Source organism: Nitrospira sp. Nam74 (assembly GCF_965152615.1).
In genome coordinates this window covers 4,074,472-4,095,964 of sequence record NZ_OZ224220.1, presented here as the reverse complement: position 1 = coordinate 4,095,964, position 21,493 = coordinate 4,074,472, and the positions used below count along the sequence as shown (strand labels likewise).

General features: G+C 55.7%; 22 protein-coding genes. 15 read left to right on the top strand and 7 right to left on the bottom strand.

Annotated features, from left to right (window positions below):
* Positions 1–14: 14 nt before the first annotated feature.
* The 7 genes from ACWHYZ_RS19380 (at position 15) to cysE (ending at position 5,998) form a co-directional block, all read left to right on the top strand.
* Entirely contained in the window at positions 15–938 is a 924-nt protein-coding gene (locus tag ACWHYZ_RS19380) for a class I fructose-bisphosphate aldolase (RefSeq protein WP_447984305.1), read from the top strand.
* Between the two features lie 56 nt (positions 939–994).
* On the top strand, positions 995–2,551 hold the full coding sequence (locus ACWHYZ_RS19375; protein ID WP_447984304.1) for a DegQ family serine endoprotease: 1,557 nt from the start codon (positions 995–997) through the stop codon (positions 2,549–2,551).
* Positions 2,552–2,614: 63 nt separating this feature from the next.
* Positions 2,615–3,637 (top strand): PIN domain-containing protein, encoded by a 1,023-nt coding sequence (locus ACWHYZ_RS19370; protein ID WP_447984303.1) that lies wholly within the window; start codon positions 2,615–2,617, stop codon positions 3,635–3,637.
* On the top strand, positions 3,630–4,412 hold the full coding sequence (gene ispD, locus ACWHYZ_RS19365) for a 2-C-methyl-D-erythritol 4-phosphate cytidylyltransferase (protein ID WP_447984302.1): 783 nt from the start codon (positions 3,630–3,632) through the stop codon (positions 4,410–4,412). The genes ACWHYZ_RS19370 and ispD overlap by 8 nt, the downstream gene beginning before the upstream one ends.
* Before the next feature lie 19 nt (positions 4,413–4,431).
* Positions 4,432–4,905, top strand: a complete 474-nt coding sequence (gene ispF, locus ACWHYZ_RS19360; RefSeq protein ID WP_447984301.1) for a 2-C-methyl-D-erythritol 2,4-cyclodiphosphate synthase — start codon at positions 4,432–4,434, stop codon at positions 4,903–4,905.
* Positions 4,902–5,327: a four helix bundle protein gene (locus ACWHYZ_RS19355; RefSeq protein ID WP_447987617.1), complete on the top strand. Its 426-nt coding sequence runs from the start codon at positions 4,902–4,904 to the stop codon at positions 5,325–5,327. The genes ispF and ACWHYZ_RS19355 overlap by 4 nt, the downstream gene beginning before the upstream one ends.
* A 29-nt stretch (positions 5,328–5,356) precedes the next feature.
* Positions 5,357–5,998 (top strand): serine O-acetyltransferase, encoded by a 642-nt coding sequence (gene cysE, locus ACWHYZ_RS19350; protein ID WP_447984300.1) that lies wholly within the window; start codon positions 5,357–5,359, stop codon positions 5,996–5,998.
* Positions 5,999–6,061: 63 nt separating this feature from the next.
* Here cysE and truA read toward each other — a convergent pair whose 3' ends face one another.
* Positions 6,062–6,796 carry a tRNA pseudouridine(38-40) synthase TruA gene (gene truA / locus ACWHYZ_RS19345; protein ID WP_447984299.1) on the bottom strand — a complete coding sequence of 245 codons (735 nt, stop codon included), beginning with the start codon at positions 6,794–6,796 and terminating at the stop codon, positions 6,062–6,064.
* 126 nt (positions 6,797–6,922) lie between these two features.
* Positions 6,923–8,203, bottom strand: a complete 1,281-nt coding sequence (locus ACWHYZ_RS19340; RefSeq protein ID WP_447984298.1) for an N-acetylmuramoyl-L-alanine amidase — start codon at positions 8,201–8,203, stop codon at positions 6,923–6,925.
* Positions 8,204–8,316: 113 nt separating this feature from the next.
* Between ACWHYZ_RS19340 and ACWHYZ_RS19335 the strand changes: the two genes are divergently transcribed.
* Positions 8,317–8,838 (top strand): NYN domain-containing protein, encoded by a 522-nt coding sequence (locus ACWHYZ_RS19335; RefSeq protein ID WP_447984297.1) that lies wholly within the window; start codon positions 8,317–8,319, stop codon positions 8,836–8,838.
* On the opposite strand, the gene ACWHYZ_RS19330 is transcribed toward ACWHYZ_RS19335, so the two are convergent.
* The gene (locus ACWHYZ_RS19330; protein WP_447984296.1) at positions 8,825–9,601 is read right to left on the bottom strand and encodes a TatD family hydrolase; all 777 of its coding nucleotides are present in this window, start codon (positions 9,599–9,601) and stop codon (positions 8,825–8,827) included. The genes ACWHYZ_RS19335 and ACWHYZ_RS19330 overlap by 14 nt on opposite strands.
* Before the next feature lie 125 nt (positions 9,602–9,726).
* Between ACWHYZ_RS19330 and ACWHYZ_RS19325 the strand changes: the two genes are divergently transcribed.
* The 7 genes from ACWHYZ_RS19325 (at position 9,727) to ACWHYZ_RS19295 (ending at position 17,185) form a co-directional block, all read left to right on the top strand.
* Positions 9,727–10,149 carry a Fur family transcriptional regulator gene (locus ACWHYZ_RS19325; RefSeq protein ID WP_447984295.1) on the top strand — a complete coding sequence of 141 codons (423 nt, stop codon included), beginning with the start codon at positions 9,727–9,729 and terminating at the stop codon, positions 10,147–10,149.
* The gene (locus ACWHYZ_RS19320) at positions 10,128–10,457 is read left to right on the top strand and encodes a hypothetical protein (protein ID WP_447984294.1); all 330 of its coding nucleotides are present in this window, start codon (positions 10,128–10,130) and stop codon (positions 10,455–10,457) included. The genes ACWHYZ_RS19325 and ACWHYZ_RS19320 overlap by 22 nt, the downstream gene beginning before the upstream one ends.
* 367 nt (positions 10,458–10,824) lie before the next feature.
* Positions 10,825–12,612 (top strand): all3515 family Zur-repressed PEP-CTERM protein, encoded by a 1,788-nt coding sequence (locus ACWHYZ_RS19315; protein WP_447984293.1) that lies wholly within the window; start codon positions 10,825–10,827, stop codon positions 12,610–12,612.
* A 352-nt stretch (positions 12,613–12,964) separates the two neighbouring features.
* Complete coding sequence (locus ACWHYZ_RS19310; RefSeq protein WP_447984292.1) at positions 12,965–13,282, top strand: hypothetical protein; 318 nt, start codon at positions 12,965–12,967, stop codon at positions 13,280–13,282.
* Between the two features lie 86 nt (positions 13,283–13,368).
* A complete protein-coding gene (locus ACWHYZ_RS19305) occupies positions 13,369–15,807 on the top strand; it encodes a TonB-dependent receptor (RefSeq protein ID WP_447984291.1) in 2,439 nt (812 codons plus the stop codon).
* 102 nt (positions 15,808–15,909) lie between these two features.
* Complete coding sequence (locus ACWHYZ_RS19300; protein WP_447984290.1) at positions 15,910–16,341, top strand: energy transducer TonB; 432 nt, start codon at positions 15,910–15,912, stop codon at positions 16,339–16,341.
* Between the two features lie 265 nt (positions 16,342–16,606).
* Entirely contained in the window at positions 16,607–17,185 is a 579-nt protein-coding gene (locus ACWHYZ_RS19295) for a phosphatase PAP2 family protein (protein WP_447984289.1), read from the top strand.
* Here ACWHYZ_RS19295 and ACWHYZ_RS19290 read toward each other — a convergent pair.
* The 4 genes from ACWHYZ_RS19290 to ftsH are packed head-to-tail and all read right to left on the bottom strand — an operon-like array spanning position 17,151 to position 21,461.
* Positions 17,151–18,080, bottom strand: coding sequence for a cation diffusion facilitator family transporter (locus ACWHYZ_RS19290; protein WP_447984288.1), 930 nt, complete (start codon positions 18,078–18,080; stop codon positions 17,151–17,153). The two genes, ACWHYZ_RS19295 and ACWHYZ_RS19290, sit on opposite strands and share 35 nt — an antisense overlap.
* Positions 18,081–18,140: 60 nt before the next feature.
* On the bottom strand, positions 18,141–18,854 hold the full coding sequence (locus ACWHYZ_RS19285; protein WP_447984287.1) for a class I SAM-dependent methyltransferase: 714 nt from the start codon (positions 18,852–18,854) through the stop codon (positions 18,141–18,143).
* A 46-nt stretch (positions 18,855–18,900) separates the two neighbouring features.
* A complete protein-coding gene (locus tag ACWHYZ_RS19280; RefSeq protein ID WP_447984286.1) occupies positions 18,901–19,572 on the bottom strand; it encodes an HAD family hydrolase in 672 nt (223 codons plus the stop codon).
* On the bottom strand, positions 19,569–21,461 hold the full coding sequence (gene ftsH / locus ACWHYZ_RS19275) for an ATP-dependent zinc metalloprotease FtsH (protein WP_447984285.1): 1,893 nt from the start codon (positions 21,459–21,461) through the stop codon (positions 19,569–19,571). Before ftsH ends, ACWHYZ_RS19280 begins: the two co-directional genes overlap by 4 nt.
* Positions 21,462–21,493 lie beyond the last annotated feature (32 nt).

Sequence of the window (21,493 nt, the reverse complement as noted above, 5' to 3'; positions counted from 1 at the left end):
TCGGAGGTTGAATTATGACACATCGCGTCCGCGAGATTTTAAGCTGGTACGGAAGCGACCATCCCGGCACAAAGGCAAATCTGGCACGGTTGCTCACGCATGGCAAGCTCGCCGGCACCGGCCGATTGGTGATTCTTCCTGTCGACCAAGGCTTCGAACACGGGCCGGCCAGAAGTTTTGCACCGAATCCGGCCGGATATAATCCGCTCTATCATTTTGAACTTGCGATGGAAGCGGGTTGTAACGCCTATGCCGCGCCCCTCGGGTTTTTAGAGGCAGGGGCCGACCAGTATGCCGGTGCGATTCCGCTGATCCTTAAGCTGAACAACCATGATGTCTTGCATGATGAGAAAGATCCTCTGTCGGCGGTGACCGGCAGCGTACAGGATGCGCTTCGGCTCGGCTGTGTCGCTGTAGGGTTTACGATTTATCCGGGATCTGCTCATAGCACTGCCATGTACGAGCAGCTTCGTGACATTGCGGAGGAAGCGAAAGCGTGCGGACTGGCCGTCGTCGTCTGGTCGTATCCGCGCGGCTCAGGCCTGAGCAAGGAAGGCGAAACGGCCATCGACGTCGTGGCGTATGCCGCGCAGATCGCCGCGCAGCTCGGCGCCCATGTCATTAAGGTCAAATTACCGACGGACCATCTCGAGCAGGCGGCGGCCAAGAAAGTCTATGAAAGCGAAAAGGTGCCGATTAAAACCCTGGCGGATCGTGTTCGCCATGTCATTCAAAGCGCCTTTAATGGCCGGCGTATTGTGATTTTCTCCGGAGGGGCGAAGAGCGAGGACGAGAATGTGTTCGAAGAAGCTCGCGCCATCCGTGACGGCGGGGGCTTCGGCTCAATCATTGGCCGTAATTCCTTCCAACGCCCCAAGGGTGAGGCCATTAAATTTTTACAAACAGTAATGGGCATTTATGCGGGCGAGATCAAGTAAGAGCAACACGAAGAGCAAGGAGCGGACGTTGTGACTTCAGCGATCAGGAGCGACACTTGAACGGATACCAATCGCCCAAGTCATCAGAAGACCGTCCTTCTCGATCGTTTTGGGTCAGCCTGCTTTTGTTAGGAGCCGGAGGCGTCATCGGTTTGGCGGTGGCATCCGATTTAGGATGGTTGCCGTTCGGTCATGCGGTGCCGGAGCCGAGTACCGTACCGACTAGTGTGCCGCCTCCGACACCGGTGGCTATCCCGCCCGCCAATGTCCCGGCTTCCGAGCAGAACTTCGTGCGGGTATCGAAAGCGGTGACACCCGGCGTGGTGAACATTTCAACGACTCGGCAGGGGCGAGAGGGCGGTGGACAGCATGGCACCCCATTTGACGATCCATTCTTTCGTCGGTTTTTCGGCGACGAGTTCTTTCGTCGGTTCGAAGCGCCGAGAGAGCGCAAGGAACGCAGCCTGGGATCTGGCGTGATTGTCGATGCGAGCGGGCTGATTGTCACGAACAACCACGTGGTGAGTAAGGCGGACGAAATCAAGGTCATGCTGGCGGATAAACGTGAATTTAAGGCGAAGCTGGTTGGGACGGATTCCAAGACGGATCTCGCGCTCCTGCGAGTGGAGGCCGATGGCCTTCACACAATTCCATGGGGCGATTCCGATACACTGGAAGTCGGGGAATTTGTCTTGGCGGTCGGCAACCCGTTCGGACTCAACCAGACCGTCACCATGGGCATCGTCAGTGCGATCGGACGAGCCAGCATGGGAATTGCCGAGTACGAAGATTTTATTCAAACCGATGCAGCCATCAATCCCGGCAATTCAGGCGGGGCTCTGGTCAATGCCAGAGGAGAGCTTATCGGCATCAACACGGCTATCTTCAGTCAAAGCGGCGGCAACATGGGCATCGGGTTTGCCGTGCCGAGCGGCATGGCACGGTCTGTCCTTGAACAATTGATCAAGAGCGGAAAGGTTGTGCGGGGATGGCTGGGGGTGTCGATTCAAGACCTGTCGCCTGAGCTGGCCCAGCAGTTCGGCGTGACCGAGACGAGGGGCGTCCTGGTCAGCGAGGTTCTGGACGGCAGCCCAGCTAAACGGGCCGGTCTCGATCGTGGTGACGTCATCCTGGAATATGACGGGAAGCCCGTCGAGAGCCCCAGCCAGCTCCGCAATGCGGTCGCTCGGACCGGAGTCGGGAAGAAGGTTACTGTCAAGTATATTCGGGACAAGAGAATGAAAACCGTCGACATTGCGATCGACGAGCAGCCCAAATCCATTGCCAAGGCCGGCGGCGAAGAGTCAGAAGAGTCCGCGAGCCCAGCGGGCATGTTATCCGACATAGAAGTTCGGGACATGACCACCGAAGTTGCACGTCGACTCGGACTGTCCAATGCGGAAAAGGGAGTGGTCATCGTCCAGGTTCGCCCGGGCAGTGCGGCAGATGAGGCGGGCTTGAAGGAGGGGGACCTCGTTCTCGAGCTTAACCGGCGGCCGGTCGCGAACCTTCGATCCTTTGAAAGTGCGGCGTCGCACGTCGCTAAAGATCAGCCGATACTGCTACTCATCAAACGACAGGGCCGCACGCTGTATATTACGCTGAAATCATAACGACGAATTATTCCGAGGAGCACAGTCTTGATGGGGTCAGTCACATCGAAAGGGGGTGCAACGATGGTACGACGAATAAGTTTCGTCCTCCTCAGTGCCCTTGCGGGAATGGCCCTATTCCTGCGAGGAGAAGAGCCCAACGGTGCGTTCTTACTTCAGGGCTTCGCAATCGGCGCCGCAACCGGCGGATTTATATTGCTCGGTGAATATGCGCTTCAGCGATTATCCTATGGCGTCGTTGTCGGCGGAACGCTCGGGCTGGCGGTCGGACTCTTACTTACCGGGTTGGTTGAATGGGTTGGAAGTGTCGTGTTTGATGTCGAAACCGTCCTTTTTCATATCACCGGGCTCGTGTTTTTATTGGGTCTTCCTTATTTAGGTCTTGTACTCGGGGCAAAATTTGGACAGGAGAAGATTGCCAGTCCGGTCAAACGTCCCGAGCATGGCGTCGAGACACTCAGTCGAAAGATTCTCGACACCAGTGTGATCATTGACGGGCGCGTGTCAGACCTTGTGGAAACGGGATTTTTGGAAGGGACGTTTTTAGTGCCTCAGTTCATCTTGCACGAGCTGCAGCACATTGCCGACTCTTCGGATTCCCTGAAACGTGCCCGCGGCCGGCGTGGGCTCGACATTTTGAACAAAATTCAAAAGATGGTCGACGTCGACGTGCGAATCATCGACGATGACTTTCCGCATGTGAAAGATGTAGATTCCAAGATTGTCGTCCTGGCCAAGAAAATCGGCGCGAAGGTCATTACCAACGATCTGAACCTGAATAAGGTGGCAGAGCTGCAAGGTGTACGCGTCCTCAATATCAACGAATTGTGCAATGCGCTCAGACCCGTCGTCCTGCCTGGTGAAACGATCCGCGTCTTTGTGCTGAAGGAAGGAAAGGAAGCGGGACAAGGTGTGGCCTATTTGGATGACGGGACGATGATAGTCGTCGATAATGCCAAACGGTGCATCGGACGCAACGTCGATGTGATGGTCACGAGTGTTCTGCAAACCACGGCCGGACGAATGATTTTCACGCGACTGAAAGAGGAAACCGAGAAGGAGGAGTTCCAAAGCGCGCGTGGCTAGTGGTCAGGACGGTGCAGTCAGGCTGCCTCCTCGAACCGTTGCGGTGGTTCCTGCCGCCGGGCGGGGTCTTCGCATGAGGGGGACCATTCCCAAGCAATTTCTGACCCTAGATGGCCTGCCGATTCTTGTGCACTCACTTCGTGTATTGGAGAATGCGCCCGCTGTCAAGGAAATCATCCTGACCGTGCCGGCGGCCGATCGAGAATACTGCCTCAACGAAATCGTTGCCCGCTACAAGATTCATAAGATCACCAAAGTTGTGCCGGGGGGTGAGCAGCGACAGGACTCAGTGCGCCACGGGCTTGCGGAGCTGGATGATAACGCCGACGTCGTCCTCATTCATGATGCGGTTCGCCCCTTCCTGACGACGGACATGGTTGCTCGCGTCGTGGATGCGGCGGCTCAGCATGGGGCCGCCATCGTCGCCATACCGATGCGGGATACCATCAAGCGAGTGGGAGCCGATGGTTTCATCGAATCCACAGTCGATCGCAGCCAGTTGTGGTTAGCGCAAACACCGCAGGCCTTCCAGCGTTCACTGCTGCAGATGGCACACCGCAAGGCTCAGCTGGAGAAATACCATGCGACGGATGACGCTCAATTGATGGAATGGCTTGGACATCGCGTGGCGATTGTCGAAGGGAGCGGCGAAAATATCAAGATCACCCGGCCCGAAGATCTCGGGATTGGCGAGGCGATCGTGGCGGCCCGTGGCCGACATGGTTGCATTAGTTTGGAAACCTTACAAGGGTCGCCACCTGATCGCCCCACATGAATAGGAAGAATGAGGACGCATGAGAATTGGATTCGGCTACGACATTCACCCGCTTGGGAAGGGCCGCAAGTTGATACTGGGCGGCTTGAACATACCGCATACACAAGGATTGGTCGGCCACTCAGATGCGGATGTATTGGTACATGCCGTGTGTGATGCCATGCTTGGGGCCATGGGGGAAGGGGATCTTGGACGCCATTATCCGAGCTCCGATCCACGATACAAAGATGTTTCAAGTTTCACGCTTCTCGAGGATGTATCAAGGATGCTGGCCAAAAATGGATTTCGCTTGGTCAACCTCGATACGGTCATTATCGCCCAAGCGCCACGGTTAAGTCCCCATCTGGACGCCATGCGCGCACGGATTGCAGAAGTCCTCAAAGTCGAGGGAACTCAGGTCAATGTCAAGGTCAAGAGTGGCGAGGGTTTGGATGCCGTGGGACGAGAGGAAGCCATTGCGGCACAGGCTATTTGTCTCATTGAAACGGTCTGAAAGTTCATCGAGTCAGAAAATCGTCAGGTCAGGGAAGCGATGACCGAGAACGGTTTGAAGAGATCCGGGCTTGCAAAATGGGGAAAGACTTGGTTGCTGAAATGTATTGCGCAAGCGGAAAGGGCGACTTTGCAAGAGATTTTGCTCTTCGAGATCACATGAGAAGAGCCTCTATCTCAGTGATGGCTAATATCGCGGAAGGGTTCAAGCGATCATCGGACAAAGAATTTGATCGATTTCTCTATATGGCGAAAGGTTGGGAATTCCGAAGTCACCTAGTCGTTGCAAGAGAGCTCCCCTACGTTACCCCAGATGAATTTATTGCTTGGAGAGTTAAGGCCGAGGAGCTTTCCACTCCCTTTCAGGTTTTATCTCCTATTTGTATGGCAACCGAACCGTGTAGTATTTTATCGACGACTTAGACGCATGACATGATGACTTTAGAAACGCTATGTTGACGACTATTCGACAAGACTTACGCGCGGTATTCGATCGTGATCCGGCAGCCACCAGCACACTGGAAGTCATTCTCACCTATGCCGGCTTTCACGCCCTTCTGGCCTACCGCGTGTCGCATTGGCTTTCTACCCATCGCGTACCGTTTCTGCCACGCGCGATTTCTCAGGTGGCTCGAATCTTGACCGGCATCGAAATCCATCCTGCGGCGATCATCGGAAAAGGTTTTTTCATTGATCATGGTATGGGCGTCGTGATTGGTGAAACGGCTGAAATCGGCGATTACGTGACGCTCTTTCAGGGCGTGACGCTGGGAGGCACCGGCAAGGAGCGAGGTAAGCGACATCCTACGTTAGGGAGCCACGTCGTCGTGGGAGCCGGCGCAAAAATCCTCGGCGGTATCCGAATCGGAGACAACGTCAAGGTGGGGGCGAATTCGGTCGTTCTGAAATCCGTGCCCGCCAATTCGACCGTGACAGGTGTGCCGGCCCGCGTAATTAAAGTGGAAGGCAACCGCCTTCCCGAAGCGACCATGGATCACATTAACTTGCCCGATCCCATCGCGGATCGCTTCTTGGCTTTAGAGCAGGAAATTATTGAACTGCGCAAAAAACTCGAGAATCGGCAGGACAGTTAACTAACGCCATGGCATGATAGGCTGAAGAGGGTCTAGTCCTTCGAACGTGTGAATGCTCAATCCCTAATAGTCCACCCGCACGAGGTATAATCCGTGCGGCGGCGCAGTATAGCCGGCAGCCCGGCGGTCTTTGGCTTCTAAAATTTCCTTCATCGTTTTCGGAGAACGTTTTCCCTGGCCGACTTCAACCAGTGTCCCCACGATGGCCCGAACCATCTGTTTCAGGAATCGATCGGCTTCGAGTCGAACGCAGATGATGTCCCCGTGTCGAATCAGTTCTAAGCAGCGTAGATCGCACACTTTCTTCTCTGTGTCCGCTTGAGGACCTTCAAAGGAGCTGAAATCGTGTCGGCCGGTCAGGAGTGCTCCTCCTTCCCTCATGTGCTCGACATGTAAGGGGCCCCAAAGGTGCCATGCTCGTTGTCGCTCCAAGCCCGAGCGTGCGCGACGGTTCAAGATGCGATATTCATACAGTTTGCTCTGTGCCCGGCGTCTGGCGTTGAAGCCATCGGGAACTTGTTCAGTGGACAGTGCACTGATATCCGGCGGAAGGAGGGCATTCAGCGCGCGAGTCCATTCGTCCGTCGTCATGGGGCGATCAGAATGAAAGCTAGCCACCTGACCAAGGGCATGTACCCCCGAATCGGTACGACCGGCGCCCACGACGGGAATATCGGTTTGAGTGATGCGGTGAAGGGCGGTTTCAAGAGCCGCCTGAACCGTGGGTTGCTCAGGTTGGCGTTGCCATCCGGCATACGCGGTCCCGTCATACTCGAGTGTCAGCTTATAAGTAGCCATTGAGATGGGGTAAGGGGATAAAGTGATCTAGGGTGCGTCATGTGAGGCGTGGGGGTAAGTGGATAGAATCTGTCTAAGCAAGGTTAGGGCCGAAAAGAATAAGTTCTTGCCTTACTCCATACCATACTATCCCTGAATTCCGTGTTTCGCGGTTTGCAGTGGATGGATGAACGCCTTAATGCCTTCAAAGATGCCTTCGGCAATGCGGGTGAGGAATGGAGTGGCTTTCATCAGCCGTTCCTCGGTCGGGTTCGAGATGAAGGCAATCTCGGCCAGAATGCTGGGCATCGCGGTGAATCTGAGCACGTAGAACGGACCCGTCTTGACGCCATGATTGATCACTTCATAATGAGAGTTCAGATGAGTGACCAATGCTTCGTTTGTGGACCATGCGAGCTCGAGTGATTCCTGCATCCTTTTCGTGCTCAAGAGATCGGCCAGAAAATACTGCACCCCGACGCCTGTACTTTCGATCGGTGTGCCGTTTTCACGCGCGGCAACCGCCAAGGCGCGGGGATCGCTGGCTTCTCCGAAATGGTAGACTTCCAACCCCTTTGTCCCGCGTTGCGGGTGGGCGTTCACGTGAATGGAGACGAACAAATCGGCATTCTGTTTGTTGGCAAACTTGGCCCGATCCTCCAATTCTACGAACACATCGCGGTCGCGCGTCATAACGACCTGTGTACCGAGCTGTTTGGTCAGGAGGTCACGAAGCAGGAGACTCACCTTCAAGGTGACGTCTTTCTCGGCGGTCCCGCCGCGTCCGATGGCGCCAGGATCTTTCCCACCATGACCCGCATCAATGACAATGGTCTTGATCTCTCGCTGCAGGGGACGCCTCGCTGCCTCAGGCGGCCGTGCGATGATGGAAGGTGGCGGTTCAGCGGCTGTCGTCGGTTGCATCTCTTCCACGGGAATTTTGTTGTAGACATCGACGACGAGACGATAAGGTCGATTGAGAGGCAGCAGTTTATAATCGCTGATCGTGTCCAGGTTCAAGGAAATCATGATTGACTGAGGCGCGGTACGATTCGATTGCGTAATCGCAATGTCCTGTGGTAGCTCCCCCTGCGTCAACTTCGCCTTCGCCGTTTTGCTTAGGAGCGCGTTCTGAAGTTCGATGACGATCCGATTGGAGGCCTTTTGCCGGTGTTGCGTAAAGGCGATGGCTCGCTGAAGATCCAAAACGACGCGCGTATGATCCGGATATGGCGTCACGCGCACGTCTTGGATGACGGCCGGAGTCGACGGTGTTTTTGATGACTTCCGCTTCGTCTTGAGTGCGGGAGATTTGTGGACCGATACATTCTGATGTCCGTCGTACGAAACGTGTGGTGGCGTCGGGAGGACGGGCCCGGCCATGCCGGCGTGTAGCGCGACGATGAGCAGGAGTGACTGTAGCGCCATGACGAACGAAACCCGCATACAATTAGTGGTTTTCTCAGATGTTCTGCCGGTTGTCAAGCGTGAAGCGGCCGTGCCGACTTGACAGGCCAACGGACGGTGACTAGGCTCCCTCTATGTCGACGCATTTGATTATCGACGGCTATAACGTCCTCGGGAAACGAGGCCAGGTCGGGCCGAATTCTGAGATGGCGCGTGAGCATTTTGTGCAAGAGCTCATGATGTATCGGCAACGAAAGGGCCATGCGATCACGGTGGTCTTCGACGGCTGGAAGCAGGGCCTTCGCTCCGAGCACCGCGAACATCGTAGCGGCGTCGAAGTGATCTATTCAAAGCGAGGAGAGCAGGCGGATCAGGTGATCGGGCGATTGGCAGCCGAGTATGGTCGATCCTGTGCTGTAGTTTCTTCAGACCATGAAATTCAAGGTGTCGCCAAGGCACACGAGGCTTTTGTCCTCAGCGCATCGGAGTTCGAATCGCGGCTGCGAGAACGGGCGATCTCGACGCAACGAACGGCCTATCGCGGGAAGGATGCGGAAGAGGATGGTCCATCGAAGCGAGACCCGGCAAAGAAAGGGAATGCGCGGAAGTTACCGAAGAAACTCCGGCGGCGAAATCAACAGCTCAGGGGATTTTAAATAACCGCTGAGCATTCCGAGTCGTGATGTGTCCGACTTCCTCCACCGAGAGGGACTGGAGTTCTGCGATTTTGTCGGCCACGTACCGGACATGGGCGGGTTCATTCCGTTTGCCCCGGTGTGGCACCGGCGTCAGATAGGGACAATCCGTTTCGATGAGCATCCGATCGAGCGGCACGGTCTTCACGATGTCTCGCAGCATGGTCGCGTTCTGAAACGTAATCACGCCGGAAAACGATAAGAAGAAGCCAAGGTCCAGCGCGTCCTTTGCCAGCCACTCATCTCCTGAGAAGCAGTGGAATACCCCGCCAATGTCCGCCGCGCGCTCTTCTTTCAGAATCGCAATCGTGTCGTCTTGCGCCTCACGCGTATGAATCACAACGGGAAGGCGCAGGTCGCGCGCAAGGCACACCTGTTCGCGGAACCGTTCGCGTTGAAGCTTAGGCGGTGAGTGATTGTAATGATAATCCAACCCGATCTCTCCGTACGCCACCACTTTGTCGTGTTGTGCCAGGCGGCGAAGCTCGTCGTACCACTCATCGGCGATGTGCTTGACTTCATGCGGGTGCACACCGACTGTAGCGTAGATGAAGGGATGGTGGCGTGCTAAATCGACCGCGGATCGACTCGTCGCAAGATCGCACCCGATGGTGATGAACGTCGAGACGCCGGCATCCTGGGCCCGGGCGATCATGGCGTCGCGGTCGTCGTTGTACCGAACGTCGTCCAGATGCGTATGTGTGTCGATCAGCATGGTGCGCATGGTAGCACGTGTTTGATGATATAACCAAGCTGCGGTGCGCATTGGATTTACGCCGAAAGATTTATGATTGACACGCGATTTTTATTTGTGGTAATTGCATATCAGTTGCAATAAGTGGTGAGTTGATGGCGAAGCTTAATGACCTGATGAATGGACTGAAAGGCCAGGGACGGCGGCTCACGCGTCCCCGCAAAGCCATTCTGCAAGTGCTGCAGAGGTCGCAATACCCGCTTAGTGCTTCCGAAGTTGATGCTCGCCTCAAACAGGCTACCATCGCGGTGGACCTCGTCACGGTCTATCGCACATTGACGGTGCTCAAAGAGCTGGGGCTGGTGTCCCAAGTGGAATTTCAGGAAGGACAATTCCGGTATGAGGTTCGGCACGGACGCGAGCATCATCATCATATTCGCTGCCGCGGCTGCGGGCGCATCGCGGACCTCATGCTGTGCCCGCTGAAGAAGTTGACGGCTCTTGTGGAACGTGAGACCAGCTTTCTGGTCGAAGGCCATGCGCTGGAGTTTTTTGGATGGTGTCCAAAATGCCGGTAGCCTCCATCCCGCCGAGATCCAGGGGGGTGGCCGGCCGACTTATCCTCATCGCCGGCTATGTTCTGCTCGTTCTGCTTCTCAATCCGGTGGTGCTGCAGCATGAATTAGCGGCCGCGTCAGATGCGCCGCATGCCGACCGTGACTTTTGCACGTGGCTGGACCATGCCGCCGGCAGTACCTTGCAATCGTCTGCCGTCATACCGGTTGTGACTCAATATAGCGCTCCACTTTCTCTCCTCCCCGCAGTGTTCTCGTACTTTCGGCAGGATCACAGCGATCCGGTCCGCGGTCCGCCTGTCTCCTTCTAGACGTTTCGTTCTCTCACACAGTCGTTGATGGCCCATCCCGTGAGGGAGGAGTGCGCCTCCGGTTCCCCGTCGTGTGCCGTTCATCCTATGCCTGAGGCACGGGCCGCCTGGAGCGCCCGCTCTTCCCTCCTGGATCTGCCATCGTGCGTCTGAATTATTCATAAGGAGCCATCCAGATGAAGACAAAATCTCTTCGACGTGTGCCCGGTTATGGTGTTGACCCGTTTTCTCGACGCCGGCAAGGCGACCCTCTTGAACCGAATTCTCACGACCCAGCATCCATACAGCTATTGCGGAAGTGCTGGAGGCCGATTTAGCGACGGTTCACAACGATGTAGAGTGCGCCGCATCACCTGGAGGATCATCCATGAAAACCGATCTGGCGAGACGAATTGGAGACAAACCCATCGGCTCCGACCGACCGACCGTGTATCTGCCGCAAGACGATTCGGCTGCCCGAGCATTGCTAACAAAGGCCCACAGCCGAATGTACAAGTGGCCGATAGGATATCTGGGATACAAAGCGACCGTGACCGTCAATGACGCGGGATGCCTGGTTCACGGTCACGCGACGGTGAATCCACGATTGCATACCGTTGTCCGCGTTGACGGCGAGCCGATGCTTCAAGAATCGGTTCATGAGCGGCTATGGAGCCAAGCCATGCATCTCATATGGACCTCCTTCGAGGAGGGAGACGGCCGCTACGTCTTGACCTTCGGCGAGAACCGCACTCACCAGGCGAATCATCCGCGAGGGACACTGGTGACATTGCATGATGGTCGTTTGGCATCGTGGTACCGGATCAAAGATGACGCCTACGCGCAAATCTCCCGTGGGATGCCGGATAGAGAGCGGCGCATCAATACGATCGAACGGTATGAGGCATCATCCGATGGAAGGCTGTACGTTTCCCATTTTGTCACGGCGCGTTTTGCGGATGACGGCGACACCTCCATCGGCATGGAGAGTTACGTCAATGAGTTCATCACGCATCAACGGGTGCTCCTGCCCTCGGGGCCGAAGTATTTCGCGCGTGGAAGGCGGGTCGGTGAAGACACGCGTCATCGAATTGTCCGATCATCGAGCGATCGTCTGATGCCGTGCTCATCGTGGCGTAGACGTTGTGCTGAAGCCCTCGTCATGAGAAGGGACGAGAGTTCTTCGGATGCTTATGAAGGCGTTCATCGACCATTCAGCACGGAAAGGACAGTCATGACAATCATAGCAAAAGTATTTGGCCTGTACTTCTTTGTTCTCGTGTCGATGTTGACGGCGACCGGGGCGTACGCGGTCACATCTGAGTTTTATGTCGCCGTGGACGAGCTCACTACAATCGCGAGCGGAACCTATGCGGGGTTGGCGAATCCCAATTACAATCACCTTACCTACCTTCGGGGGCACATAGAACCGGATCCGACGACAAATCACTTTCATGGTATCGGGTCCTATAGCTACACGGGGCCCGCCGGCAGTCAGAGTATCATCTGGACGAATGCCAACAATAGAATCCCCGAAACGTCTACCGGCCAGCCGCCATTGCCGCTTGTGGCAGGTATCGGCGCGTATGCGGGACTGCTGGTGAGCGATGCCATTCCTGGTCTCGAATACAGTGATCTGACGATTCATTCTGTTGAATTGCTGAACGGATTTCCAGCCGGCGCCCCAGAGCACTATCTGTATAACAGCTCGGGGGGACGATGGAATGGATCGTTGGCCGGGGCGCAGGTTGGCCTGCAATTGATATCTTTGACCGCGGGTCTGCGCATCAACAATGAGCTGGGCCATCCCATCTTGAACAGTGTGGGGGATGTGTATGTGCTCGGTGCCGGACACAGCCTTGCATTTACGCCGACGTTCTGGACCGAGGGCACCGCCCCGTCTGGAACGTACTCGGCCCAATTCCGGCTGGTCGATCTCGGTTCGGACATGGGAAGGTCTCCGTTTGCACCATCCGGAACCTTCAACATCGACTTCCAAGTTGTGCCGGAACCGTCCACCGCTACCCTCTTTGCGCTGGGAATCGGCGTACTCGGGATCCCCGCTATACGCCGCCACCCGCATTGGCCACAGCCGGTTCGGGTTAGAATAAGGATGGTTTCTAGGCGTGGAAATACCGGCCCCTCAGACGCACTCACTAAAGTCGAACGTTTTTGAAGAGTTTGAGTGAAGCCGAGCGGATCGTGACGGACCCATGATGATCACAATGATACCATGGAGACTCCGAAACTTTTGACCGGGTAGCTTGGCTGGAACCGATCGTTGCGTGGATTGAGGACAATGAACGCGGGGGCAGGCCTTCAACTGGTTCCGTAGCCGCAGCCTTGGCAAAAGGATCATTGAATGCCCGCGAGCCGTTTCGTCCGATGCCAACTTGGCATTCCTCGCGACGGCGCAGCCGCTGCACAATCAAGCGTGATCTAATCTCGTCACTTTGAGAAGGACTCGCTAAATTGACAAGCCCTGAAAGCCTATGGTACGTACCCACCCCGTTATGAGCAGCGTCCACGTGCACAGAGGCATGGTCCAGCGTTTCGGACGAGGGGTGGCCCTTGGTGTTGTCCTCATCCTTTTGTCCCTTCTGCCGTTTGTGTCGGCACTGGAAATCCACCATGCATTCGCAGCGGCCGATTCTGACGGCCATCAACATTCAGAGTTCGATCTCTGCCAGTGGGTTCAGCATCATACAGGCACGTCCGTCCTCTCCGTCGCGCCGCCGGTCCACGCATTCGTGGCCTTCGCTCCCTATCAGGGTCGCATTCCGGCTCCCTTGCTTTCCGTTCGCCTGATCCGCGTTGGTCCTTCACGCGCTCCTCCGATTTCTTAATCGCCGCGTTCTAAGCCCATCTACAGTCAGCGGTGACGCACGGACCACCATATCCGTGCGCCATTACGAAAGAAATTGGAGGAGTCATGAGCCGCGTACGTACGCAGAGAATGTGTCTTATCACCAGTAGATTATTGGTGTGTGGACTGTGTATTGGAGGAACGTCCTGGGCCGAGGATCGGGATGTGGAATCAGTCGATGGTTCACATGTCGTTGCCGGCATCGTGCAGTATCACGATCTCAGAAGAGTCGGCCAAGCCACCGTCCAGGTCCGAGATCAAGAAGGTGCAGTCGTGTCGGATACGGTGAGCAATGATGCGGGGGAGTTTTCGATCACGCTCCCTTCGGAAGGCACCTATTCACTCAGCGCGGCGCAGGGAAACCTTCGGAGCGAGTATCTAATCGTCAAGGGTGATGCTCCACCGTCCGTACCGGTGTCGCTCACGTTGGCTCCGGCGACTGAACTCGCGATCGAAGTTGTCTCGCCGCTACCGCCGCTACAGTACAGGGCCTCGAGCGAAACGTACTCCTTGAGCCGGAAAGAAATCGAAGTCCTGCCGCGCGGCAATAATATCGACCTCAATGATCTCCTTTATACAATTCCCAGCGCGGCGCAAAGCGCGCTGAAGCAGGTTCATATTCGGCAGGACCATGCGAATCTTCAATTGCGCATCGACGGGGTGCCGATTCCCGATACCGTCACCTCGACGTTTTCGGATGTGATCACCCCACGCGCATGGGAACGGGCCGACATTATCCTAGGCGGACCCGAGGCACAATACGGAAATCGCACCGCGGCCATCATCGACATTACGAGCAAGAGCGGCACCAAACCAGGTTTCGGCTCGGCACAGATGTTCGGCGGGTCGAACCAGACGCTGAATCCGTCCTTCGAATACGGCGGCACCATCGGCGAAAAGTTCCGGTACTACGTGCTCAACAGCTATACCTCGACGAATCGGGGCATTGAGCCGCCCACCCTCGGACACTCGATCTTCCATGGGCAGAGCGAACGGAATCAAACCTATCTACGCGGAGATTATCAGCACGATAATCGGAATAATTTTACCTGGCTGTTCTTAAACTCGGTGGCCAAATACCAGATTCCCACGACACCGGGATTGGAGGTGAATCCTGACGTCTTCTCGCTCATCCGAACGCAAAATCCCACATTCAGCCCTGTTGCGTCTCAAGGTATCGATGAATTTCAGAAAGAAAATAATCAGTATGGCCATATGGTGTGGCGGCACGATGTCAATGCGAAAAGCTTTTTTAGCCTCGCCGCCTATTTTCGCCATACGAGAGCCATATTCAAAACCGACCCATTGAACGTCTTGGCGTATACCGGGGATATTGATGAGCCGTTTTCCGCGGCCGATCAGGACCGATCCGCCTATTCAGGGGGACTACGCCTAGACTACACCTATACCCCGAATAGCCGGCACATCATCAAAACGGGTTTTCAAATTGACCGCACTCAGGCCACTAATAAGACGCGATTGTTCGTCTTCGATCGGGATCCGGTCACGGGCGATCCGGTTGGATCCGTCATGAATCGCGATGCCGATAATCGCCTCATCGGCTGGCGGCAGGAGTTTTGGGTCCAAGATGCCTGGACGTTGACCGACAAAGTCACTCTCAATCTGGGGTTGCGTTACGATCAGGTGCAGTATCTCGTCTCAGAGGGGCAGGCCAGCCCGAGAATCGGGGCGACCTATCGAGCCAATAGGGACAACGTCTTTCACGCGTTCTATGGAAGGATGTTCACGCCTCCGAATCTCGAAGCCATTTCATTTGCCAAGTTGAACACCATCGGCACGACGGCTGAGCCGGAAAATTTGACGAACAATAAAGTGAGGGCCGAGCGGGCGCACTATTTCGAAGTGGGCAGTTATCATGCCCTCACCCAAAGAATCTGGTTGGAAGTGGCGGCCTATTACAAGCTGAACCATTTCATGCAGGACGCAGGTCAATTCGGGACGACACCGTTGCTCAATTACTTTGCTTTTGAGCGGGGTTGGCAGCGCGGAATCGATGGGGCATTGAAAGTACAGTTCAACGATCGCCTGGCCGGGCGAGGCAATGTCGCGTGGGGACAATGCAAAGGGTATGGGTTGCAGTCCGGCCACTTCCTTCTTGAACAGAAAGAGATTGACGATATCAATTCACCAGGCGGCGTCTTTTGCGATCATTCTCAGTTTATGACGAGCTCAGCCATTATGAGCTATCGGCTGTGGGAACGAACGACGCTTACGGGTCAAATGCTCTACGGGTACGGTCTCAGGTCGGCCGCAGAGGGCGGCAAAACAAACTCATCGCATTCCGATTCCTACACGACGTACAATCTTTCTATCACCCACGTCTTTCCGTTGCCGAATAATCAAAAGTTTTTGATTGGGTTCGATGTGATCAATCTGCTTGACGAAAAGTATTTCATCAATCAAGGTGAGGGCAACATTGGCTTAGGTGTAGCCCACGCCGGCATGCCGCGGTCATTCTTTGTGCGAGGGCAGTGGGTCTTCTGACAGTCAAGCTGCCAGCAATCAGGCATCAGCCTCGAGAAGGATTATTCTGAGTGCTGAAAACTGCGAGCTGATAGCTGAGAACACTAACATGAAGGGATGGTGATGAAGACTTTTGCGATTGCTGCGATAACGGCGGGACTTTGGTTATGGTGGGCGCCATTAGAGGCCGTTGAAGGTGATCGCGCGACTCATGAATCCGACCACGAAGAGGATGCGATCGACATTCCGGAGGTCCATGTACATGGACTGCCTCTTAATAAGGATCAACAACGTGGGCCTGTGCCCACGTACACGCCCTGGCCGAAAATTCCGGCTTCGTTGGATGGGCACGCTTTAGATGACTGGATGAAAGCGCGGTTCCTTGTCAGCAAGGACTCCAAGATTACGGTGGTGGTGTTAGAGCCTAGCAAGCACAGAGAGCTGACCGTGGCCGGCTTGGCGGCACTGAATCAATGGAAATTCAATCCACAAATGCGCGGGGATGAGCCGATCGACGGAGAGCTGACGGTTCGTATCCATTTCCGTAGCCAATAGCGGATGCTGCAACAGGTCCTATCTCTACACCTCGACCAGGTCCGGACGCACTCTTCCCGGGACTTTCGTTCTCGCGTGGGAAAAAACTCAATGTGCAGATGGGAAAAGGCCGGTGTTGGCCGGTCCCGTGGATGGGTGGGCGCGTGAGATGTGGTACGCCTGCAGTTTTTTCTCCCCTGAGGCGTTGCTCGGAGTATTTTGGTCAGGTTTGAGGTGGCCCCTGATAGTCAAGCTGTTTCAGCATCTGCACGAGGAGTAGGCTGCAATGGACGAAGCGCTGTTTCAGGCGATCAATGGACTGGCCGGCCAATCTACGATCGCCGACTGGTTTATGTTGGCCCTGGCCCAGCCATCCAATCTCCTCTTCCCTGGTGTGCTCGTGTTTGCCTACTGGGCGTGGACTGATAAGCGACAGGCGATTGTCGGAAGTCTGACACTGGCCGCTGTTATTCTGATCAATGATTTTATCGGCGCGCAGCTTAAACACCTGGTCGCACGTCCAAGGCCATGCCGAGCGTTAGAGGGGGTTCATCAACTGGCGGGTTGTGGCGGGACATTCAGCTTCCCCTCGAATCATGCTATGAACACTGCCGCAGCGGCGGCGTTTGCACAGGTGCTGTATCCTGCCAGCGGGTGGGTGACATGGCCGCTCGTCGCGCTCATTGGGTTTTCACGCGTGTATGTTGGCGCGCATTACGTCAGCGATGTGGTGGGTGCCTGGGCTTTAGGTGGTGCGCTCGGAGCTGTGGCCGGATTCTCGCTTCTCCGATGGTCGGTCTTTAAGCCGGGCTCTGAGCCGCGCGGTCAGGTCAATGGGAAGGATGTGCAGAGGTCAATTGGCTGAGATCGCAGTGCACGGCCTCCCCGTGGCCGCACTGGGTTTCCATTTGGATCGTCAGATGCTTGATACCGAATTCGGATGCCACTCGAAGTCGAATCGTCGTCAACAGCTCATCCGTTAGGTTCGAATCATCTCCCTCGACCATCACATGGCACGTCAACATCACGAGCCGCGGTTCTACGGCCCAAATGTGTAGATCGTGCACATTCTTGACGCCGTGAATTTTTTCGATGGCCTCCACCACATGCGCTGTTTTGATGCCCGGCGGCGTTGATTCCAGGAGCACTTCCATCGATTCTTTCAGCAGTGGCCATGCACCCTTGATGATGACACCGACGACCAGGATGCTGATCAACGGATCGAAAATGGACCAGCCGGTCAATAGAATCACCGCCCCGCTTGCCACAACCCCCAGCGAAACCCACGCATCGGCCAACATGTGGAGAAACGCACCGCGGATGTTGAGGTCGCCTTCAGCGTCGCGCTGAAGCAGCAGGGCGATACTCATATTCGCCACAAAACTGAGCAGGGCCACGACCATAACCCAGCCCCCCGCGACCGGCACCGGTTCGAGAATCCGCTTGACGGCTAAAATGGCAATGACCACAGCGGTCAGCAACAAGACCATCGAGTTGATGAACGCCGTGACGATGCCAGCCCGATGATAGCCGAACGTGCGGGCTTCCGTCGCAGGTCGTGCACACAATATATGGGCGTAGAGGGCAAGGAATAAGGAGCCCTGGTCGATCAGGTTGTGGCCTGCGTCGCTCATCAACCCCGTGCTGTTGACCCAGAGTCCCGCAGCAAATTCAGCCGCAATAACGACGGCGTTCAACCCCAGCGCCAGGTACAGTCGGTGCTGCAGCCGGTGATAAACGGTTGGATGCGAATGCGCCATGACGACTTAGTGTCTCACGATCATCAGAGAGAGGCAACAATACGGGTATCGTAGGCCGCGCTACGGCGCCGGGGAAAATTCAAGAAAATATTGCCTGGGCAAGAACTCATGCTTACGCGTCAATCGAAATCCGGCATCGGCCATTTCTTTTACGACGGTCTCATGAGAGACAAGATGCTTGCGCGGAAACCCAACGTTCCCGGAACGGTCATCATGGTAAAAATCCACGATGGCGATCCGCCCTCCCGGCTTGAGCGCCGATCGTACATTCGAGAAATAGGCGGAGCGATGGTCGAGATGATGATAGACATTGCAGAGAAAGATCAGATCAACCGACTGTGGCGGCAATTGGGGATTGTCCGGTTGAGCGAGGATGAACTCCACCGTGGAAGGCATCGGCATGCGCGCGATGCTGTCTTTCGTGTACTGCAGCATCTCGGGCTCGATATCGATGGCATAGACTTTCCCCTTCTCAGTCAGAACCTGGATGAATCGGCGCGTAAAATATCCGGAGCCGGCTCCGATGTCGGCCACGGACAGGCCGGGCTTGAGATTGAGTGCCTCCACCACCTTTTCAGGCTGTTGATCTGTGTCCCGTTCTGCACGGTCGAGGTGTTCTAGATATTGCTGGATATCGGCTGGACGTCGGTGATGAGGCGATCCTTCGTGTGGCTGTGCGTAAACATGCGGCCATGGCTCATTGAGCAATGGAGCCATGGTCCAGGCGGTGATGAACAGAGTGACGATGGCCGTAGTTCGAATGAAGGCGTTCACGGCAGGTCTCCTCAACAGACGACAAACAGAGCCGCGATTAAGGGGCTCACCCCCGCTCATCCCAGCGTTTTAAGCCCTCTAGGACGGCAGACGGGTCGGAGAAATAGTAGGCGTCTCCCAGGGCGCCGACGGCCTTCCGAAACGTATTCACTTCCTCTGCCGACTTGGACCACAGCGCAGCCCCAAACCGGATCTTGGCGGCGTGGGCGGCTCGGCAATCCAGCAGGGAGTCCCCAATGTAAATCGCGTGAGAAGGCTCAACGTCCATCGCATGCAAGGCCGCGATGAGTCCTTCGGGATGGGGCTTCGGGTGAATCACATCATCATCCGTGATCACGACATCGAATGGCTCGAGTTTCGAATGAAGGCACGTCACATCCCAGGCGTCCCGGCTTTTGCCTGTTACGATACCTATCTTGTACCCTTCCGTTCTCAGGCCATTCAACAGGTCGGATGCCCCGCGGTACAGTCCGTCGCAATGTGTCTCGTGGAGGGATCGGTAATGGGACAGAAATGATGTGAAGTAATCCATGAAATGTCTATGCTCGACGATGTCACGCAAGAGGCGCCGCTCGGCGATGGGTTGGTACTCAAGAATTTCAGGATCGGTGAGCCGGCGCTGAAAGTGAGGTTCCAGCGATCGTCGGAACGACTCCAGGTAGAGACGCCAGGTGTCGATGAGCGTGCCATCGAAATCAAACAGGACGCCACGGTTCAATGCTCGGTACCTGTCGGCGCGACAGGCTTGTCGGCCAGTTCCGCGACGATGTCCTTCAGGTCTTCACCGGTCATGGTTTCTTTCGTGAGAAGGACGTACGCAGCTTGCCGCAAGATCTTTACTTGGGAGCCTAGAATGATTCTCACGCGGTCGTATTGTTCGTCGATCAGCCTGCGCACTTCACAATCGATCTCGCGGGCCGTCTCTTCGCTATAATCGCCGGTCGTCTCGGGTTGTGCCGCTTGGAGAAACAGCGGTCGGCGTTCTCGTTCGAAGCTCACCTGCCCCAGCTTCTGACTCATGCCGTATGCTTTGATCATGCTTTTCGCGATGTCCGTGGCCTTCAGAAGATCGTCTTGCGCGCCCGTTGAAATCTCCTGGTACACCGTCTCTTCGGCCACCCGTCCCCCCAGCAGCACGGCAATCTTGTTTTTTAATTCCGTCTGCGTCATGAGGAAACGATCTTCCGTCGGCAACTGCATCGTATAGCCCAGGGCGGCAATGCCACGGGGAATGATGGAAATCTTATGCACGGCATCCGAGCCTGGAATAGATAAGGCGACTAAGGCATGGCCGATCTCGTGATGCGCGACACGTTCCTTTTCCGCCGGGTTCAGTATGCGGTTCTTTTTTTCCAAGCCGGCGATCACGCGTTCCACCGCTTCCTGGAGTTCGGCCAGTTCCACTTTTTCTTTTCCCCGCCGTACGGCCAACAGGGCTGCCTCATTGATCAGGTTGGCGAGATCTGCGCCGACGAATCCCGGCGTCATGGCGGCGATAATCTCCAGGTCCTGTTCGTTGGCTAACGGCACATTTCGCGCGTGGACTTTGAGAATGGCCAGACGACCGGACTTATCGGGACGGTCGACGAGGACATGTCGATCGAATCGACCTGCGCGAAGAAGGGCCGGGTCCAGAATTTCCGGCCGGTTCGTCGCGGCCATGAGCATGACGCCGACGCGCGGATCGAAGCCATCCATTTCAACCAAAAGCTGATTGAGCGTCTGCTCGCGTTCCTCATGCGCCATGGGTCCCATGCCCCTGGCTTTGCCGAGTGCATCTAATTCGTCGATAAAGATAATGCATGGGGCTTTTTCTTTGGCCTGCTCGAACAAATCACGCACTCGCGCCGCCCCGACGCCGACAAACATCTCCACGAACTCCGAGCCACTGATAGAGAAAAAGGGCACTCCCGCCTCACCGGCCACCGCGCGAGCCAGCAACGTTTTCCCGGTCCCTGGCGGTCCCACTAAAAGAATGCCCTTGGGGATTCTGCCGCCTAAACGGCGGAACTTTTCGGGGGTCTTTAAAAATTCGATGACCTCCCGCAGTTCCTCCTTGGCCTCATCCACGCCGGCGACGTCGGCGAACGTCACCTTGACTTCCTTTTCCATGTAAATCTTCGCCTTGCTTCGACCGACCGTCATGAACCCGCCCTGGCCCTGTCCCATCCGGCGGAGCAAAAACAACCAGACGCCGAAAAAGAGGGCGATAGGGATGATCCACGACAGAAGGTCACGGAAGAATGTGCTTTCGATGACGCCTGTGACTTTGACGCGGTGCGCCTCCAGGTCCCGGATCAGATCGGCGTCTTCCACGCGAACGGTATTAAAGGCGCGGCCCTCAGCCTGGCTTGAAGTCTCGGTCGCTGACGACTTCTCGGGAGTTGTGTCAGGCGATGAACTCTTGTCTGGCTTCATCTTTCCATGAATGACCATCGGAGAGATGGCGACCTCTTCCACTTTGTCCGATGCGACGGCCTCTTTGAATTCGCTGTACGGAATTTCTGTCGGATTAAAATAGGGAGTGACAAAAAGCTGGAACAGCATCATGGCCCAGATAGCGATGAACACATACCAGATCGAAAACTGTCGTTGCTTTTTATCCATAATTTACAGAGGCCTAGTTGCCACCAAAGGGA

Bases quoted from the DNA above. Each gene is read 5' to 3' on its own strand.
- ACWHYZ_RS19340 (WP_447984298.1), bottom strand. From the start codon at position 8,203: ATGGCGCTACAGTCACTCCTGCTCATCGTCGCGCTACACGCCGGCATG.
- ftsH (WP_447984285.1), bottom strand. From the start codon at position 21,461: ATGGATAAAAAGCAACGACAGTTTTCGATCTGGTATGTGTTCATCGCT.
- ACWHYZ_RS19295 (WP_447984289.1), top strand. From the start codon at position 16,607: ATGGACGAAGCGCTGTTTCAGGCGATCAATGGACTGGCCGGCCAATCT.
- ACWHYZ_RS19300 (WP_447984290.1), top strand. From the start codon at position 15,910: ATGAAGACTTTTGCGATTGCTGCGATAACGGCGGGACTTTGGTTATGG.
- ACWHYZ_RS19330 (WP_447984296.1), bottom strand. From the start codon at position 9,601: ATGCGCACCATGCTGATCGACACACATACGCATCTGGACGACGTTCGG.
- ACWHYZ_RS19370 (WP_447984303.1), top strand. From the start codon at position 2,615: ATGGTACGACGAATAAGTTTCGTCCTCCTCAGTGCCCTTGCGGGAATG.
- ACWHYZ_RS19320 (WP_447984294.1), top strand. From the start codon at position 10,128: ATGGTGTCCAAAATGCCGGTAGCCTCCATCCCGCCGAGATCCAGGGGG.
- ACWHYZ_RS19335 (WP_447984297.1), top strand. From the start codon at position 8,317: ATGTCGACGCATTTGATTATCGACGGCTATAACGTCCTCGGGAAACGA.
- ACWHYZ_RS19290 (WP_447984288.1), bottom strand. From the start codon at position 18,080: ATGGCGCATTCGCATCCAACCGTTTATCACCGGCTGCAGCACCGACTG.
- ACWHYZ_RS19325 (WP_447984295.1), top strand. From the start codon at position 9,727: ATGGCGAAGCTTAATGACCTGATGAATGGACTGAAAGGCCAGGGACGG.
- cysE (WP_447984300.1), top strand. From the start codon at position 5,357: ATGTTGACGACTATTCGACAAGACTTACGCGCGGTATTCGATCGTGAT.
- ACWHYZ_RS19305 (WP_447984291.1), top strand. From the start codon at position 13,369: ATGAGCCGCGTACGTACGCAGAGAATGTGTCTTATCACCAGTAGATTA.
- truA (WP_447984299.1), bottom strand. From the start codon at position 6,796: ATGGCTACTTATAAGCTGACACTCGAGTATGACGGGACCGCGTATGCC.
- ispF (WP_447984301.1), top strand. From the start codon at position 4,432: ATGAGAATTGGATTCGGCTACGACATTCACCCGCTTGGGAAGGGCCGC.
- ACWHYZ_RS19380 (WP_447984305.1), top strand. From the start codon at position 15: ATGACACATCGCGTCCGCGAGATTTTAAGCTGGTACGGAAGCGACCAT.
- ACWHYZ_RS19315 (WP_447984293.1), top strand. From the start codon at position 10,825: ATGAAAACCGATCTGGCGAGACGAATTGGAGACAAACCCATCGGCTCC.